The 15,905-nt window shown below is 48.3% G+C and carries 18 protein-coding genes; 1 reads left to right on the top strand and 17 read right to left on the bottom strand.

The genetic code is table 11. The features are described 5' to 3' along the window. From MJ769_RS09545 to MJ769_RS09465, 17 genes are all read right to left on the bottom strand, one after another. Positions 1-1,209: ABC transporter substrate-binding protein (locus MJ769_RS09545; RefSeq protein WP_239236793.1), on the bottom strand; the 1,209-nt coding region annotated here is incomplete at its 3' end. Between the two features lie 630 nt (positions 1,210-1,839). Beyond that, on the bottom strand, positions 1,840-2,322 hold the full coding sequence (locus MJ769_RS09540) for a peptidylprolyl isomerase (RefSeq protein WP_305854701.1): 483 nt from the start codon (positions 2,320-2,322) through the stop codon (positions 1,840-1,842). Positions 2,323-2,455: 133 nt separating this feature from the next. Continuing rightward, positions 2,456-2,968, bottom strand: a complete 513-nt coding sequence (locus MJ769_RS09535) for a disulfide bond formation protein B (RefSeq protein ID WP_239236792.1) — start codon at positions 2,966-2,968, stop codon at positions 2,456-2,458. A 69-nt stretch (positions 2,969-3,037) separates the two neighbouring features. Further along, positions 3,038-4,213 (bottom strand): IscS subfamily cysteine desulfurase, encoded by a 1,176-nt coding sequence (locus MJ769_RS09530; protein ID WP_305854700.1) that lies wholly within the window; start codon positions 4,211-4,213, stop codon positions 3,038-3,040. A gap of 18 nt (positions 4,214-4,231) precedes the next feature. Continuing rightward, the gene (folE, locus tag MJ769_RS09525; protein ID WP_239236791.1) at positions 4,232-4,798 is read right to left on the bottom strand and encodes a GTP cyclohydrolase I FolE; all 567 of its coding nucleotides are present in this window, start codon (positions 4,796-4,798) and stop codon (positions 4,232-4,234) included. 163 nt (positions 4,799-4,961) lie between these two features. After that, positions 4,962-5,282 carry a non-heme iron oxygenase ferredoxin subunit gene (locus MJ769_RS09520; protein WP_239236790.1) on the bottom strand — a complete coding sequence of 107 codons (321 nt, stop codon included), beginning with the start codon at positions 5,280-5,282 and terminating at the stop codon, positions 4,962-4,964. A 124-nt stretch (positions 5,283-5,406) separates the two neighbouring features. Beyond that, on the bottom strand, positions 5,407-5,730 hold the full coding sequence (locus MJ769_RS09515; RefSeq protein ID WP_239236789.1) for a rhodanese-like domain-containing protein: 324 nt from the start codon (positions 5,728-5,730) through the stop codon (positions 5,407-5,409). A 141-nt stretch (positions 5,731-5,871) separates the two neighbouring features. Further along, complete coding sequence (locus MJ769_RS09510) at positions 5,872-6,432, bottom strand: NifU family protein (RefSeq protein ID WP_239236788.1); 561 nt, start codon at positions 6,430-6,432, stop codon at positions 5,872-5,874. Positions 6,433-6,681: 249 nt separating this feature from the next. Continuing rightward, the gene (sufU, locus tag MJ769_RS09505; RefSeq protein ID WP_239236787.1) at positions 6,682-7,167 is read right to left on the bottom strand and encodes a Fe-S cluster assembly sulfur transfer protein SufU; all 486 of its coding nucleotides are present in this window, start codon (positions 7,165-7,167) and stop codon (positions 6,682-6,684) included. After that, positions 7,167-8,426 carry a cysteine desulfurase gene (locus tag MJ769_RS09500; RefSeq protein WP_239236782.1) on the bottom strand — a complete coding sequence of 420 codons (1,260 nt, stop codon included), beginning with the start codon at positions 8,424-8,426 and terminating at the stop codon, positions 7,167-7,169. Before MJ769_RS09500 ends, sufU begins: the two co-directional genes overlap by 1 nt. Further along, entirely contained in the window at positions 8,423-9,733 is a 1,311-nt protein-coding gene (sufD, locus tag MJ769_RS09495) for a Fe-S cluster assembly protein SufD (RefSeq protein WP_239236780.1), read from the bottom strand. The genes MJ769_RS09500 and sufD overlap by 4 nt, the downstream gene beginning before the upstream one ends. Further along, entirely contained in the window at positions 9,730-10,524 is a 795-nt protein-coding gene (gene sufC, locus MJ769_RS09490) for a Fe-S cluster assembly ATPase SufC (RefSeq protein ID WP_239236778.1), read from the bottom strand. Before sufC ends, sufD begins: the two co-directional genes overlap by 4 nt. Beyond that, positions 10,521-11,957 (bottom strand): Fe-S cluster assembly protein SufB, encoded by a 1,437-nt coding sequence (sufB, locus tag MJ769_RS09485; RefSeq protein WP_239236770.1) that lies wholly within the window; start codon positions 11,955-11,957, stop codon positions 10,521-10,523. Before sufB ends, sufC begins: the two co-directional genes overlap by 4 nt. An 82-nt stretch (positions 11,958-12,039) precedes the next feature. Next, positions 12,040-12,399 (bottom strand): HesB/IscA family protein, encoded by a 360-nt coding sequence (locus MJ769_RS09480; protein ID WP_239236768.1) that lies wholly within the window; start codon positions 12,397-12,399, stop codon positions 12,040-12,042. Positions 12,400-12,555: 156 nt separating this feature from the next. After that, positions 12,556-13,029 (bottom strand): Rrf2 family transcriptional regulator, encoded by a 474-nt coding sequence (locus tag MJ769_RS09475; protein ID WP_239236767.1) that lies wholly within the window; start codon positions 13,027-13,029, stop codon positions 12,556-12,558. A gap of 293 nt (positions 13,030-13,322) precedes the next feature. Next, positions 13,323-14,051, bottom strand: coding sequence for a serine O-acetyltransferase (gene cysE / locus MJ769_RS09470; protein ID WP_239236765.1), 729 nt, complete (start codon positions 14,049-14,051; stop codon positions 13,323-13,325). Between the two features lie 14 nt (positions 14,052-14,065). After that, positions 14,066-14,878 carry an RNA methyltransferase gene (locus MJ769_RS09465; RefSeq protein ID WP_239236763.1) on the bottom strand — a complete coding sequence of 271 codons (813 nt, stop codon included), beginning with the start codon at positions 14,876-14,878 and terminating at the stop codon, positions 14,066-14,068. A 14-nt stretch (positions 14,879-14,892) separates the two neighbouring features. Here MJ769_RS09465 and MJ769_RS09460 point away from each other — a divergent pair, with 14 nt between their 5' ends. Next, complete coding sequence (locus tag MJ769_RS09460; RefSeq protein WP_239236761.1) at positions 14,893-15,699, top strand: inositol monophosphatase family protein; 807 nt, start codon at positions 14,893-14,895, stop codon at positions 15,697-15,699. The last annotated feature ends 206 nt before the right edge of the window (positions 15,700-15,905 follow it).

Genomic DNA, 15,905 nt, shown 5'->3' with positions numbered 1-15,905 from the left:
AGCACATGGGCGAAGCCAACACTGAATGTTGCACTTCGAATTTGAATCCAAGCTCAGTAAACTTTCCAGTTTTTTTCGATTATTTATTCCGGTTAGGTGGTCAGTATTGGCAATCTGATAAAGTTCTTGGGTACGTGCTTTAACTAAATGATTAAGGCGACGATTGATACCCAAAACAACGATAAGCATCAACAATAAAAACAAGCACGAAGCAACCGCCCACTTTATCCACTGCTCAAATGAATATGGTTTCTGACTATAGTCATCAATATAAATACCCGTTATTTTAGCCTTTGGCTTCGCCATCCCCAATTCTTTATAGATTTCGGCGATTCGCTCATAACGTACAGGGTTGAGGTAACCAATCTCAACTAACTTGGGTATTATCATCCGCTCAATAGCCTCGGCTTCAGCCATTAATAATTCTTTAGAACGCTTAATGCCAAAATCTTCACGAAGCCATTGACTCACTTCTGACCTGTGCTCTAAAGCATAAGACCATCCCTTAAGACTCGCCGCAATAAAACGCTTTACACGATCAGGGTGTTCCTTTAGTTCAGCTTCCGAGGTGAACAGCGTATCCCCATAAAAATCAATACCGTAATTGGCGGGATTAATGATATTGACCTGATAGCCTCTACGCTCATACATCAAAGGCTGATTAGTCAGATAAGCTGATATGGCATCAGTCTCACCCCTGAGCAAAGCATCATCATCCAGTCTATGCTCAAGATATTGGAAATAATCATCGGGAATGCCCAGCAAGGTAAACATAGCGGTAATCACGGCATCATCCACTCCGCGTTGATACATCACTCGCTTGCCTTTAAGTTCATGAGGGCCAATCAAACCATCTTTCGCCAAGGTCATTAAAACTAAAGGTGAATGCTGGAAAACGGCTGCTAGCGCCACGATTGGCCGTCCATTCAATCGGTGCAAAACAATACTGGAATCTGCAACACCATACTCCGCGTTACCCGCCAATACGGTATCAATGTGATTGTGCTGCAATGAACGCTCGATAATCGCGACATTCAGGCCGGCGTCAGCATAGAAGCCCTTTTTTTGAGCCGCGTAATATCCTGCAAATTGCCAGCTATGGGCCCACTTTAATTGCAGCCGTACATCCTCTTCAGCATAAGATACAGCACTACCTAAACCAGCAACAAGCATGACCAAAAAACATACAACTGAATTTCGTTTAAGCACAATACTCCTATCTGGAAAAGGTCACGGAGTCAGATACCGTCTTGGAGGTCAAGCGCTGGCATCCCACGGTTGGCATCGATTGGCAATGCAAAAGCTGTGGCAGCGACGGCACGTAATTAACCTACTGTTTGACAACGCAATGCGATTTTGTATAGATTACAAAGATCCTGGTGCCGATCACTATGAGCAACAGCACCAAGATCGTATCATCAAACAATTACATCCCCGAGCAGCTCAGTTTGAGCTTGATCCTACAGCAACAAAATCCGGCAATAGATGAATGTGTTTCTTAGGAAGGCTGTAAACGGATACAACCGCCAATTTCAACACTGACATTGGCGGCGTTTTTATGTTGAAAGTGGTTTTTTAAAATACTGCGGTGAGACTCCGGGCATCTAAGACCTTCGATGCGAGGCCGGCATTGAGAGATATTTGCATAGCGTTTGTGAGCCAGCCGGACTCGTCCAACAAACGGTTTAGACCGTGACCCGCTTCGCAATCACGGTCTAAATTTAATCGTTTCAGACATTAAAAATGACCTGATCTCCATGCCCGTTAGTCGTGCAGATAGGGAACAAGAAATTGGCAACAGATGCAGACAGCTTTCAATCCCCAGCCGTTCCTCTCACTTTACTCTTCGCTAATCTCCACCTTGGTCATCACGTCGCCTTGAGTAATGGCATTAACCGCATCCATGCCCTCGATAACTTTGCCAAAAACTGTGTGCTTGCCATCCAAGTGGTTCTGAGGACTGTGGGTAATAAAGAATTGGCTGCCATTGCTGTTGGGGCCGGAGTTGGCCATGGAGAGATATCCAGTACCATGTTTGAGCGGATTGCCACTGGTTTCATCTTCAAACTTGTAACCTGGCCCACCTCGTCCACTACCAGTGGGATCGCCACCCTGCACCATAAAGTCCCCGATCACGCGGTGGAAGAGAAGGCCATCGTAGAAACCCTCACGCGCCAAGAAAACAAAGTTATTCACGGTTTTAGGGGCATGTTGCGGGTAAAGTTCGATCACAATATTTCCGTGCTCGGTCACCACCGTAGCTGAGTATTTTTTACTAGGGTCAATCAGCATTGCGGGGGGGGTAGTCCATTGTTTTGACATTTTTTGGTTCCTTTGATTTGTCTTGATAAAAAGTTAAAAGTAAAAAAACACTAGCGGATACTCGGCAAAAGTACTGGATGCAAGTATATTTAACTGTTCGATGCTGGTATGTCAGAATTATTGGCAGAAGGCGTTAGATTGACTTTCTAAGCGTGATCATCACCGCCCATGCACCCAAGATCACATACAAAAACAGAGACCATTCCGGGAGGCCCAGACCAAGGAATGACCAACCTTTGGCGGCACATTCGCCGGAGCCGTGCATGAGCTCCTGCCACACCTCTGCCATAGGAAAGTTTCCCAGCATGTACTCCAGGCCTGGGCCGCAGGCAGGCACTTGGTCTTTGGGCAAATGCTGAAGCCATATATGACGAGCAGCAGTACTCACTCCACTCGCCGCCAATAAAACTATCAATGCTCCATACACTTTCGTACCACTGCGTTTGGGGTTATGCAGAGTGGCAATAGCAAACAGCACTAACATCGCAATGAAGATGAAGCGCTGAATCATGCATAAAGGGCATGGATCCTGATGTAAAACATATTGCAGATAGAGCGCTGTGCCAAACGCACCGGAGATGACCAACGTCCCGACCAGATATAGCCAGCGGTTTGAAATAGTGCGCCACAGATTATAAATCTTCATTGTGCAACCTCTTTATTTACGCCATCACTATCAATTCAGGTGCATGATTTCCCGTTTAGGATTTTGAATTTATTCAGACAATAAGATGGTGGACTTTTGTTCATCACGCAATTTGCTAATTTTATTCTTCAACAGTTCTATCGTGAAGTTTACTTCGTCCTCAGTGGTGAAACGTCCCACGGTGAACCGAATCGAACTGCGTGCCAATGCATCGCTACATCCCAGGCCGCGAAGCACATAGGACGGCTCCAGGCTTGCTGAAGTGCAGGCAGACCCGCTGGATACTGAAATATCGGTGATCGCTTTGGTCAGCGAGTCACCATCCACATATTTGAAACTGACATTCAGGTTATGCGATACACGCTGCTTAATATCGCCGTTCAGGTACACATCTCCGATGCTGGACAGGCCGCGCCACAAGCTGTCACGTAGCGTACGGATGCGTTCATTTTCTGCTGACATTTCTTTTTGCGCTATGCTAAAAGCTTCGCCCATGCCAACGATCTGATGTGTCGCCAGGGTGCCTGAACGCATGCCACGTTCATGCCCGCCACCATGCATCTGTGCTTCCAGACGCACTCTTGGCTTGCGCCGCACATACAACGCTCCGATGCCTTTCGGACCATAAGTTTTATGTGCCGAAAATGACATCAAGTCAACTTTCAATCGCTGCAGATCTATCACTATTTTTCCGGTGGCTTGCGCCGCATCAACATGAAACAGGATGCCGTGCTCACGGCATATTTCACCGATTGCTGCAATGTCCTGAATCACACCAATTTCGTTGTTTACATACATTACCGAAACGATAGTTGTATCAGGACGCAATGCTGCTTTTAATTTATCCAGATCGAGTAAGCCATTCGGTTCGGAATCAAGGTAAGTTGCAGAAAACCCTTGTCGCTCCAATTCGCACACGGTATCGAGTACCGCCTTGTGCTCGGTTTTCATCGTGACAATGTGCTTACCCTTATTCTGGTAGAAATGTGCCGCACCCTTCAGCGCCAGATTGTTTGACTCAGTCGCACCCGAAGTCCAGACGATTTCTTTAGGGTCAGCGTTCACTAGTGCTGCCACCTGTTCACGAGCGCGTTCCACCGCTTCGTTCGCTACCTGGCCAAAGATATGAGGGCTTGCCGGATTGCCGAAGCTCTCTGTCAAATAGGGGATCATTGCTTCAGCAACGCGCGGATCAACTGGCGTGGTTGCCGAATAATCCAGGTAAACTGGGAGGTGCAGATTCATTTTAATTTTTGATTCAAATTAAGCCTCTCGCGCTAAAGCAAGAAATTCCGTGCGCAACGCCAGATTTGGTTGAAGTTCGCCGAGCATGGATGACGTGACTGTTTCTTCGCCTTCAGTGCTAATGCCACGGCTTTCCATACACATGTGCCGACAGCGAATAACCACGCCCACTGCTTTCGGTTCCAGATTCGTCATCAAGGCGTTAGCAATTTGAATGGTGAGCCGTTCTTGCACTTGTAACCGCCTGGAAAAACAATTGACCAAGCGCGTCAGCTTAGATAAACCCACTATTTTTCCGTTAGGAACATAGCCAATGGTGGCTTTGCCAAAAAAAGGTGCCAGATGATGCTCGCAATGACTATAGACAGGAATACCTCGTATCACAATGAGTTCATTGTACTCTTCTGCTCCATCTTCAAATACCTTCAAGAGCTCTGCCGGATCTTGTGTATATCCTGATGTCCAGTGCTTCCAGGCAGTAACAAGGCGGGATGGAGTTTCAACCAGACCGGCTCTATCGGGATCCTCACCCAAACTTACCAGAAGCCGACGCCAGTCCTGCTCAGTAAACTGCTGTTCTGACATCTGTGCTTTTCCTGTCAATGTTGATTCCTATAAATCAAGTTTTCGGTTTTTTTGCAATGAGTTTTTTTATCTTCACAATTCCATTGCCGTAATTCTAAGCGTTACGGCATTAAATCTGGACTCTGATTTTCAGCTGTTGGAAAGCTGTCGAGCAACGCTTTAATCAATCCCAGCGGTTGTCGCGAACTTGAACCTCTTCGTTTTCAATGCGCACAGGAAAAGTAGCGGTCGGTTCATAAGCAGGAGCAGTCAATGCCTCGCCAGTGCGTATGCAAAAACGTGCGCCGTGGCGAGGACAAATGATCTGGTCGCCTTCGACCGTACCACCAGTGAGCTGGCCAGAATCATGAGTGCAGACGTCCTCAATGGCATAATATTGACCTTCGAGATTGAATACCACGGCCTGCGCACCATCCATATCCACTACTCGCCACTCGCCTGGCGCCAGTTCACCGACTCGCGCCACCGTCACCCAATCACTCATTTCAATCCCATTTGTTTAGCTGTCCCCATGCACGAATCCCGCGCTTGCTACAAATTTATGTAGCAAGTCTTGAATGGATAAGAATGTTGCTGCAACTTATTCTCCAAAAGGAGCAATATTTAATTTAATAGGTTGGCATTGTTCTATCGACTTGCTGAGCCCAAGCATGGACGCCACCTATCAAGTTACTAATTTGAGTAAAACCATTCTGCTCTAAAAAAACCGCAATCTGCATACTGCGCATACCGTGATGACAAATACAGACTATCGGTTGCTCCGTATCTAGCTCCGACAGCTTGTCGGGAATGGTATTCATCGGCATCGTCAACGCTCCGTCAATATGACAGGTTTGAAATTCCCATGACTCACGCACGTCGAGCAATACTGGATTATCTCGCGATATATCCGTAAGCCATGCGGCTAAATCCGGCGCAGTTATAGTTTGCATAATTGTGGCGACCATTCATTTAGGATGAAATAGTGTCATCCGACTTTACATAAATATGTTCTTAAATTATTGAGTCCGCTTATCGGCTCTAACCCAGCCTCAAATTAACAAATTGGCCAGCAAGTGAATTGCAGATACAACTTAAACAGACAGGACTTCTATATCCGGTTCAATCGTCCGAAGTAGACTCGTGATACTGATAAGCGTGCTCGATGTCGAACTCGGGCAAGACCCGCACGCACCTTGAAGATGCACGCTGAGGAAGTTGCCGGAGAAGCCTATTACATGCAGGTCACCGCCGTCGCTTCGCAGATAGGGGCGGATTTTTTCGTCAAGCATCCCGTTGATTTTGTCAAATCGCACCTGATCCTCTGGACTAAGACCAGCGATTGCAACAGCCGCAGCAGCAACCAAAGCTTCCGAAGATGCTTCAGCTGCGGGCGCCTCGCGGAGTGGTACCGCAATTTCACGCGCCAATTGAGGCCAGTGAGCTTTACCGTCCTGCGTGACCGTTAGGCAGCTATCAACATAAAACACATTGGTCACATGCTCGATATCGAACAACGCAGAAGCGAGGGTATCGGTCTTGGCCTCTTCGGCATTATCGTACGAGTGTGATATTCCCCATGTCAGTGGCTCTTTGAGCATAAACTTCACTGCGTTTGGATTGGGTGTATCTTCTATTTCAGCAATTTTTGGCATTTCTATTCCTTAAAAGTTAAGGCCTCATTTTTAACGCCTTTGCCAATCCCATAAGCAATAGGTTGCTATAAATAACTGTTTGTCTAAGCCTTCCTCTTATACCTGTGCTGCTTACAGCCGCTTTGTGCATGCTGTCGCTAGTTTTTAGCTGGCTTACACATACCAGGCAAGAAAACCGTTTTTTCAGAGCAACCTGCAATTCTGTGCCGAACATGACCGTGTTATCCGCAACTTGTTCGTTAATTATATTCAGGCATCACCGATCGGGGCGTGCATAGGATCTTCTTCCGCCTCGGTCGAGGTAGTTTCTACTGCATTAAACGCGCCACTCAGGGTATGCCATGGCAGAATTGCGCATTTGACGCGTGTTGGCAAATCGCTCACGCCAGCAAATACCGCAAGCCTGCCAATGTTAGGACAGGCGTCATGGGAGAGCTTTCCAGTCGCCATGGCGAGAAATTCCTGGATCAGCGTTTCTGCCTCCGCACGCGTCTTGCCCTTAACAGCAGTCGTCATCATCGATGCAGATGCCTTGCAGATCGCACAAGACTCACCCTGAAATGCAATGTTGTTGATACGCTCATCACCGAGATCGACATCCACGCTGATGTGATCACCGCACAGCGGATTGTGTCCTACCGCATGATGGCTCGGATGATCAATCGCACCGTAATTACGCGGCTTTTTGTTGTGATCGAGGATCACTTCTTGGTAAAGAGATTTATAGTTAGTCATTATGTAAATATCTTCTGTACGGTGCGGATGCCAGCGATCAATGCATCGACTTCATCCATGCTGTTGTAAAACGCAAATGATGCGCGCGAAGTGGCCGGCACATGCAAACGTTGCATAATTGGCTGTGCGCAATGATGTCCGGTACGCACAGCAATGCCTTCCTGATTGAGCAGAGTACCGATGTCATGTGGATGCACACCGTCGACTGCAAAAGACAATACTGCGGCCTTGTGCTCGGCGGTGCCAAGAATCCGCACACCTGGCATAGCATTTATTTGCTCAGTTGCATTTTTTAGCAGAGCGAGTTCGTACGCAGCTATTGCATCCATGCCGATCTCCGACAAGTAGTCAACTGCAGCACCCAACCCAATTGCCGCTGCAATTGGCGGAGTACCAGCCTCGAATTTATGCGGAATAGTGTTGTATAAGGTTTTTTCGAACGTCACCGACAAAATCATGTCGCCACCGCCCTTGAATGGCTGCATTTTTTCTAGCAACTCAGCACGGCCATAAAGAATGCCGATACCGGTTGGCCCGCACAGCTTGTGCCCCGAAAATGCGTAGAAATCGCAGTCAAGATCTTGTACGTCAACTTTCATATGCGGAGTTGCCTGTGCACCATCAACCAACACCGGCACGTCGCGTGCGTGTGCAAATGCAATCATTTCCTTTATCGGGTTGATCGTGCCAAGCGCGTTCGAGACATGCATCACACCGACAAATTTTGTGCGTTCGTTAAAAAATTTCTCATATTCGTCTATGAGCAACTCACCCGCATCGTTAATCGGCACCACGCGAATCTTAGCGCCCTTTTCTTCTGCCAACATCTGCCACGGCACAATATTTGAATGATGCTCAAGCGTGGTCAGAATAATTTCGTCGCCAGCTCCGATGAACTTACGGCCATAGCCATGCATCACCAGATTGATCGCATCGGTAGTACCGCTGGTGAAAATCACTTCACGTTCTTCTTTTGCATTAATGAAGTGCTGTAACTTGCGACGCGCCTCCTCAAATTCAGAGGTTGCAACCTCTGACAAGTAATGCACCGCGCGATTGATATTGGCGTGCTGCGTCGTCTGGTAACGCACCAGGCGGTCGATCACCTGCTGTGGCATTTGGCTCGAGGCAGCGTTGTCGAGATACACCAGTGGTTTGTCGTTGACCGCCAGCTTCAGGATCGGGAAATCAGCGCGAATACGCTCGACATCAAATGCGGATGGCGATTTAATTTTTAGTGCGGCTTGATTTTCACTCATAACTGGACTGTGGTCTGTTCGAGTACGGTTTGTTCAAGCTGGTATTTGAGCGAAGAAATGGGTATGCGCTCGATGATTTCAGCCCCGAATGCATATGTAAGCATGTTGCGCGCTGCTGTATCGGACAACCCGCGACTCCGTAAATAAAATACCTCCTCGTCGTCGAGCTGGCCAATAGTCGCACCATGTGTGCACTTCACGTCGTCGGCGAATATTTCAAGTTGCGGCTTGGTATCAACGTGGGCTTTGCTGGTCAATAGCAGGTTGCGATTGGACTGCTTGGAATCGGTACGTTGTGCACCTTGACGCACCACCACTTTACCGTTGAATACCGCATGCGCACTGCCGCCAACGATACATTTGTGCGACTGATTACTTGCGGCTTGCGGCTGCGCGTGGTCAATACAGGTATGCGTATCAGCCAATTGACGCCCTGAAATTAGCGCCAATCCGTCTACCGCGCATTCAGCCCCCTCAGCTAGCTGAACATTCAAGTTGTAACGCGAAATACGAGCACCGAACGCGACACTTACCGACTGATAATTACTAGCACGTGCAAGTGATACCGCACAATTTGCAATATGAAACGCCTTCGCACCTTCTCGCTGCACCCTGATATGGTTGACGCGCGCGTTGTCGATCAACGCAATTTCCGTCACTGCATTAGTGAAGTAGGCATCTTCTTGCAATGATACGTAATCTTCAATCACTGTCACAGCGCTACCGGACTCGGCCAGAAACAGGCAACGCGGGTAGCTTACGACATCCTTTTGCGTCGCAATGAAAAGCAGATGCACCGGCACCGCAACTTCAACATCGCGTGGCACAACGATCAATGCTGCGTCATGCAGAAATGCAGTATTTAGAGCAGCAAATACATTGTCGCGGAATCCTGTGAGGCGACCTAGATATGGCTCGATTGCTGCTGCGTGTGCGGCAAATCCAGCTTCCAAATTAACGACCGCCACGCCAATGCCTGATACGTTACTAGACAACTGCGGGGCATAGACGCCATCGACAAATACCAGTCGGGTAGTTGCCTCCTCGATATAAAAACGCTCTATGTCTGCGACCTGAAGGCTGATAGTTGCGCGTACCGGATGAAATGACATCTTGGTGAGCTGCGAAATATCGGTAAAGCGCCATTCCTCGTCGCGCAGGGTGGGCACTGTCAGAGCACCGACGCGATCGACCGCTTCCGCGCGGAGCACATTGAGCCACGCCAACGGACTTGCAGGCAAGTGCGGCTGCCCGGCCAGCAGATTCTCCAGGTAGCCCCCCGCATTAACAGTAGCGGATGTACTCATGCCGCCGCCCCGGTTGCCGCCTTGTGCTCTACTCCAACCCAGTCGTAGCCACGCGATTCGAGTTCGAATGCAAGCTCTTTGCCGCCAGTCTTGATGATGCGGCCGGCTTCCATCACATGTACGAAATCTGGCACAATATAGTTCAGCAGGCGCTGATAGTGAGTCACCAGCACGATCGCATTATCTTTGTTAGCAAGCTGGTTGACGCCGTTGGCGACGATCCTGAGAGCATCAATATCGAGGCCGGAATCGGTCTCGTCTAAAATCGCCAGCCGTGGATCCAACATCGCCATTTGCAATATTTCGTTACGTTTTTTTTCACCACCAGAGAAACCTTCGTTAACGCTGCGCTCTAGAAAATCAGGATTCATTTCGAGCAATTTCATTTTCTCACGCACAAAGTCATCAAACTCAAGCGGGTCGAGCTCTTCTTTGCCACGATGCGTCTGAACAGTATTATAAGTAAGACGCAGGAACTGACTATTGACGACGCCGGGTATCTCAATCGGATACTGAAACGCGAGAAATACACCGGCACGAGCACGCTCTTCAGGCGCAAGATCGAGCAAGTTCTGGCCTTCAAGCATCACCGTACCGCCGGTGACTTCATAAGCTGAATGACCCGCAAGTATCTTGGAGAACGTGCTCTTGCCCGAGCCGTTGGGCCCCATAATGGCGTGTATTTCGCCACTCCTTACGGTCAAGTTCAATCCTTTTAAAATTTCTGTACCATTTACGTTTGCGCATAGCCCGTTCACTTCGAGCAATATCTTGCTGTCTTGGTAAATCATCCAACGCTCCCTTCAAGTTTGAAACTAAGCAATGCGGTTGCTTCGACCGCAAACTCCATTGGTAATTGTTGAAATACGTCTTTACAGAATCCATTGATAATCATTGATACTGCAGCCTCAGCGTCGATGCCACGCTGTGCAAAGTAAAACAGCTGATCCTCACCGATCTTCGAGGTCGATGCCTCGTGTTCGACTTGGGAACTGTTGTTAGCTACTTGGATGTAAGGAAAGGTGTGAGCACCGGACTCGTGGCCAACCAACATCGAGTCACATTGCGAATAATTGCGTGCACCAGTGGCGCTTGGGGAAATCTTGACCAATCCGCGGTAACTGTTGTTGGAATGGCCAGCAGAGATACCTTTGCTGACTATAGTACTGCGCGTATTTTTGCCGATATGTATCATTTTGGTGCCTGTATCGGCTTGCTGATAATGGTTGGTGACCGCGACGGAATAAAATTCACCGACCGAATTATCGCCAAGTAACACACAAGAAGGATACTTCCAGGTGATCGCCGATCCGGTTTCAACTTGGGTCCATGAAATGCGCGAGTTAACGCCTTTGGCCAAGCCGCGCTTGGTCACGAAGTTGTAAATTCCACCGATGCCTTTCTCATCACCCGCATACCAATTTTGCACTGTTGAATACTTGATGTCAGCATTATCAAGTGCCACGAGCTCCACAACGGCCGCATGTAGCTGGTTGCTGCTAAACGCAGGCGCGGTACAGCCTTCAAGGTAGGAAACTGACGCTCCCTCCTCAGCAACGATCAACGTGCGCTCGAATTGACCTGACTCCTCAGTATTGATGCGGAAATAGGTCGACAAATCCATTGGACATTTAACGCCCTTGGGGATGTAGCAGAACGAGCCGTCGGTAAATACTGCCGAGTTGAGCGCAGCATAAAAATTATCGCTGGTCGGTATCACGGTACCTAGATACTTCTTCACCAGCTCGGGATGATCAAGCACAGCCTCCGACATTGAACAGAAAATGATGCCAACTTCGGCCAGCTTATCCTTGTAAGTAGTCGCCACCGATACACTGTCAAAAATAACATCGACCGCAACGCCCGCAAGCGCCATGCGCTCATGCAGCGGCACGCCAAGCTTTTCGAACGTACGTAGCAATTCAGGATCGACCTCATCCATGCTTTTCAATTTCGGCTTTTGCTTGGGCGCAGCATAATAGCTGATTGCTTGAAAATCGATCTTGGGATAATGAACATTGGGCCACGCAGGCTCATCCATCTTAAGCCAAGCTTCGTAAGATTTGAGCCGGAACTCAAGCAGCCACTCTGGTTCTTTTTTCTTGGCCGAAATCATCCGGATGGTATCTGTGGTCAACCCCTTCGGCGCGACATCAGACTCAATACTAGTGACGAAACCATGTTTATAAGGTTGATTGACTAGGTTTTGTAGCGTTGCACTCATTGTGTTACCTCCGAGAAATCATCAAGGTCGAAGAAAAAAGCTTGTCCATGGGTTAGGAAGGCCTTTAAACGGTTACACCTTACTATGAATTTTGAACTATGGACTTTGCCGCTTCACCCGTCAGGTTAAAACTTTCACCGCAGCCGCACATGCTGCCGACATTTGGATTTTCAAATTTAAACATCTGCTTAAGCCCTTCGGTCACAAAGTCTAAACGCGAGCCGTTAATATATGACAGGGTCGAATCATTAAACACAACCTTTGCGTTATGCGCTTCAAACATATGGTCGCCTTCGAGAACTTCATCGGCATAGTCATAAGTGTAAGCATAGCCGGAGCAGCCAACTTTTTTGACGCCGACACGAAGAGCAAGGCCTTTTCCGCGCTTTGCGAGTTGAGTTTGGATCTGTTTTGCCGCACTTTCTGTTAATGTAATCGCCATTATTTAAACTCCTAATAGTAGCCAAATAGAGCATTGAGAAAGGCAAAAAAAATCTCAACGCTAATCTCTAATATAGTTTTCTGTGAAAAATCGTCATTAAACTGCCCAAGAAACCAATCGATCAAAGAATGTGTCTAATGAAACGTTAGGTCTAGATCACACCGGAACAAGCACCGACTTAGTAATACTTTTGCTAATGGTTACCGTTTTAACTTCGGACTTGGGCTTGGCAGCATCGTCGACTAATTGTTGCAAACTTACCCCCGCCATATAGCTATGCAACGCTTCATTCAGCCCCATCCATAAATTATGTGTAACGCATTGCTTCTCATCGTGGCAATTAGCCTTACCACCACACCGGGTAGCATCCACCGACTCATCTACAGCCACGACGATATCGGCGACTGAAATTTGCGCGCTTGGGCGTGCCAAATTATAACCACCACCCGGGCCGCGCACTGCAATCACAATATTGCGTTTACGCAACTTACCGAACAACTGTTCAAGATAAGACTGTGAAATGTTTTGGCGCTCACTAATGCTAGATAGCGTCACCGGGCCGCATCCACCATGCAACGCCAGATCAGCCATCGCCATGACAGCAAAACGCCCTTTAGTGGTAAGTCGCATGATTTCCCCCTGAATATACATCGCACAAGATCAGCATTATTTTATTTGTTACACATGCCAACGTGAATCAGCTCTAAATACTTTATATTTTATAAATAACTGCACTATCTTAACCTGCTTTCTTAGCAGTGCAATTATGTAAAGACCCTGTTCATCTAGGCCATAAATGACATATACAAAACACTCTCGAGCTTCACTGCCATTTCATTCTGCGGGATCATCACGTGAATTGAACTTACGAAAATCCTTGGTCAGAATAATAGAATACCCAACTTATTTAGTCAACTAATAACTTAGTCAACAATTCTATTCAGGTAACCGGGATCGAACTTATCAGCGGTGGCGCGTTCTTCGTCGATGCTTACACCCATTTTTTCTAGCTGTTCCAGAATAAGATCGATGCGCTTATCTACTACCACACCATGTCCTAATAAGCCGTGAATAGCTTGAGCCAAGGGGTCATTCTGGTCATTACTAATGCCATAAGCATTGAAACCTGGCCTTTTTGTAGCCTCATCCAGGATGCGCGCAGGAATCCCGGCAGCCGTCGCTCCCGCCGGTACATTCTTCACCACCACAGCATTGGAGCCTATTTTGGCACTATCGCCGATGGTAATTGGACCCAGGATTTTGGCGCCAGCCCCAACCACGACACCATTACCTAACGTGGGATGGCGCTTTCCCTCTTTCCATGAAGTCCCGCCCAGCGTTACGCCGTGATACAACGTGCAATCATCACCGATCTCAGCAGTTTCGCCGATAACCACACCCATGCCGTGATCAATGAAAAACCGCCGCCCGATGGTTGCCCCCGGATGTATCTCTATGCCAGTCAAAAAACGACCCACGTGCGACAAAAAGCGTGCCAGCCATTTCATCTTTGCATACCAAAACCAATGTGCTATGCGATGCACCAAGCGCGCATGAAATCCCGGGTAGCAGGTTATTACCTCAAATACACTGCGCGCCGCTGGATCGCGCGCAAATACGCTGCCTATATCTTCTTTAATAGATTGAAACATCAGGGCACCTAAATTTACTCACTCAATTTCTTTTTTTGATGGTCGAGTTTTTGCTGTGTATGGTATTCAGTCGTGACCGTCAAAATACCACGCAGAATGTTAACTTCCTCATGCTCCAACCGAGCGCGCGCATACAAACGGCGCAACTTCTGCATCAGCTTGGTCGATTGCTTTTCCCGTAAAAAACCAATTTCTATAAGCGTATCTTCCAAGTGCCGGAAATATCTTTCTACCTGCTCCGCCGGTGCCGGACTCAGTTCGGGCGGGGCATATTCTTCCTGCTCTGTAGCCAGGCGCAGCTCATAACAAATCAGTTGCACTGCGGCAGCCAGATTAAGCGATGTATAAGACGGACTGACAGGAATGCGCACCATGAAGTGACAGCGCGCCAACTCATCATTGGTCAAACCAGATATTTCTGTACCGAACAGAAGTGCCACGGGTTGCTGAGTTGCCTGCTGCACCATTTGCGGCATCGCCGCGCGCGGCGTGAGCACTTCCTGCGAAATATCACGGACACGTGCCGACATACCTGCCACCAAGACCGCACCTTGCAACGCCTCGTCCAACGAGCCACACACAACTGCGTTTTGCAGCACATCTGCCGCGTTAGCCGCCATCGCGTCCGCTTGCTGGTCAGGGAAACGTCTCGGATTAATCAAATATAAACTCTGCAGCCCCATGGTCTTCATCGCGCGTGCAGCGGCGCCAATATTGCCTGGATGAGAGGTATGACTAAGTACCACTCGTACATTATTTAAAGTATCTGGTTTATCCAAAGTGCAATTCACACTAAAATACGCAATCGGAACAATCCGACTGCTCATTAAAAAGGTTCGTTATGCATCCCATGCTCACCATCGCGGTGAAAGCCGCGCGTCGCGCTGGCAACTTGATCCACCGTGCTGCCAATAATCTTGACCACCTCACTGTCACCAAAAAATCTCACTCCGATTATGTCAGCGAAGTGGATCGCGCAGCCGAGCAGGCGATCATCACCACCTTACTGGATGCCTACCCAAAACACGCAATTCTAGCAGAAGAGAGTGGTGCCCAAGGCGAGTCGGAATATCTTTGGATCATCGACCCGCTCGATGGCACCACTAATTTCTTGCATGGATTTCAACAATACGCCGTGTCCATTGCATTGCAACACAATGGCGTATTGACCCAGGCAGTCATCTACGACCCGACCAAAAATGACCTGTTCACTGCCACGCGCGGCGGCGGCGCTTATCTCAATGACCGCCGTTTACGCGTAAGCAAGCGGCTCAAACTGGCCGACTGCCTGATTGGCACCGGATTTCCTTACACCAAGTTTGAATCTCTGGATGCCTATATGAACATCCTGCGTGACATGATGCAAAAGACCTCCGGCCTGCGTCGGCCTGGCTCTGCCGCACTTGATCTCGCCTACACTGCAGCGGGGCGCTATGATGGATTTTTTGAATTGGGTCTTAACTCTTGGGACATTGCCGCAGGGTGTTTGCTGATTACAGAAGCGGGCGGTTTGGTCGGTGATATGCAAGGCAACGACACCTTCCTCAAAAGCGGCAATATTTGTGCAGGTAACCCCAAAGTATTCGCGCAGTTACTCCAGGTAATTGCGCCTCATCTGACGGATAAGCTGAAATCCGGTAACTCATAAAGCAATTCTGGTACAAGCCCAATGCTGTTCACTTAAACAAAATTCCGTTCGCCCTGAGCCCTTCGGCTACGCTCAGGAGAGCCTTGCCGAAGGGCTTTATGCCCGTGACCAGCGGTTCGACAGGCTCACCACAAACGGTTAAGTTAGCAGTATTTAGGGCGCCTCTAAAAATTCAATTTTCTAGACAAGACAAGGCGCGAGTAAAA

Origin of the sequence: Candidatus Nitrotoga sp. BS, assembly GCF_927797785.1 — a bacterium.
In the GTDB taxonomy this organism is placed as follows: domain Bacteria; phylum Pseudomonadota; class Gammaproteobacteria; order Burkholderiales; family Gallionellaceae; genus Nitrotoga.
The sequence above is the reverse complement of the archived record's forward strand: the minus strand, read 5'-3'. Positions and strand labels throughout refer to the sequence as shown.

Excerpts from the sequence above, each read along its gene's own strand:
- MJ769_RS09510 (WP_239236788.1), bottom strand. The coding sequence starts at position 6,432 with ATGCCAAAAATTGCTGAAATAGAAGATACACCCAATCCAAACGCAGTG.
- folE (WP_239236791.1), bottom strand. The coding sequence starts at position 4,798 with ATGTCAGAACAGCAGTTTACTGAGCAGGACTGGCGTCGGCTTCTGGTA.
- MJ769_RS09480 (WP_239236768.1), bottom strand. The coding sequence starts at position 12,399 with ATGGCGATTACATTAACAGAAAGTGCGGCAAAACAGATCCAAACTCAA.
- MJ769_RS09520 (WP_239236790.1), bottom strand. The coding sequence starts at position 5,282 with ATGAGTGATTGGGTGACGGTGGCGCGAGTCGGTGAACTGGCGCCAGGC.
- sufC (WP_239236778.1), bottom strand. The coding sequence starts at position 10,524 with ATGATTTACCAAGACAGCAAGATATTGCTCGAAGTGAACGGGCTATGC.
- MJ769_RS09500 (WP_239236782.1), bottom strand. The coding sequence starts at position 8,426 with ATGAGTGAAAATCAAGCCGCACTAAAAATTAAATCGCCATCCGCATTT.
- sufD (WP_239236780.1), bottom strand. The coding sequence starts at position 9,733 with ATGAGTACATCCGCTACTGTTAATGCGGGGGGCTACCTGGAGAATCTG.
- sufU (WP_239236787.1), bottom strand. The coding sequence starts at position 7,167 with ATGACTAACTATAAATCTCTTTACCAAGAAGTGATCCTCGATCACAAC.
- MJ769_RS09530 (WP_305854700.1), bottom strand. The coding sequence starts at position 4,213 with ATGAATCTGCACCTCCCAGTTTACCTGGATTATTCGGCAACCACGCCA.
- sufB (WP_239236770.1), bottom strand. The coding sequence starts at position 11,957 with ATGAGTGCAACGCTACAAAACCTAGTCAATCAACCTTATAAACATGGT.
- cysE (WP_239236765.1), bottom strand. The coding sequence starts at position 14,051 with ATGTTTCAATCTATTAAAGAAGATATAGGCAGCGTATTTGCGCGCGAT.
- MJ769_RS09535 (WP_239236792.1), bottom strand. The coding sequence starts at position 2,968 with ATGAAGATTTATAATCTGTGGCGCACTATTTCAAACCGCTGGCTATAT.
- MJ769_RS09460 (WP_239236761.1), top strand. The coding sequence starts at position 14,893 with ATGCATCCCATGCTCACCATCGCGGTGAAAGCCGCGCGTCGCGCTGGC.
- MJ769_RS09515 (WP_239236789.1), bottom strand. The coding sequence starts at position 5,730 with ATGCAAACTATAACTGCGCCGGATTTAGCCGCATGGCTTACGGATATA.
- MJ769_RS09540 (WP_305854701.1), bottom strand. The coding sequence starts at position 2,322 with ATGTCAAAACAATGGACTACCCCCCCCGCAATGCTGATTGACCCTAGT.
- MJ769_RS09475 (WP_239236767.1), bottom strand. The coding sequence starts at position 13,029 with ATGCGACTTACCACTAAAGGGCGTTTTGCTGTCATGGCGATGGCTGAT.
- MJ769_RS09465 (WP_239236763.1), bottom strand. The coding sequence starts at position 14,878 with ATGAGCAGTCGGATTGTTCCGATTGCGTATTTTAGTGTGAATTGCACT.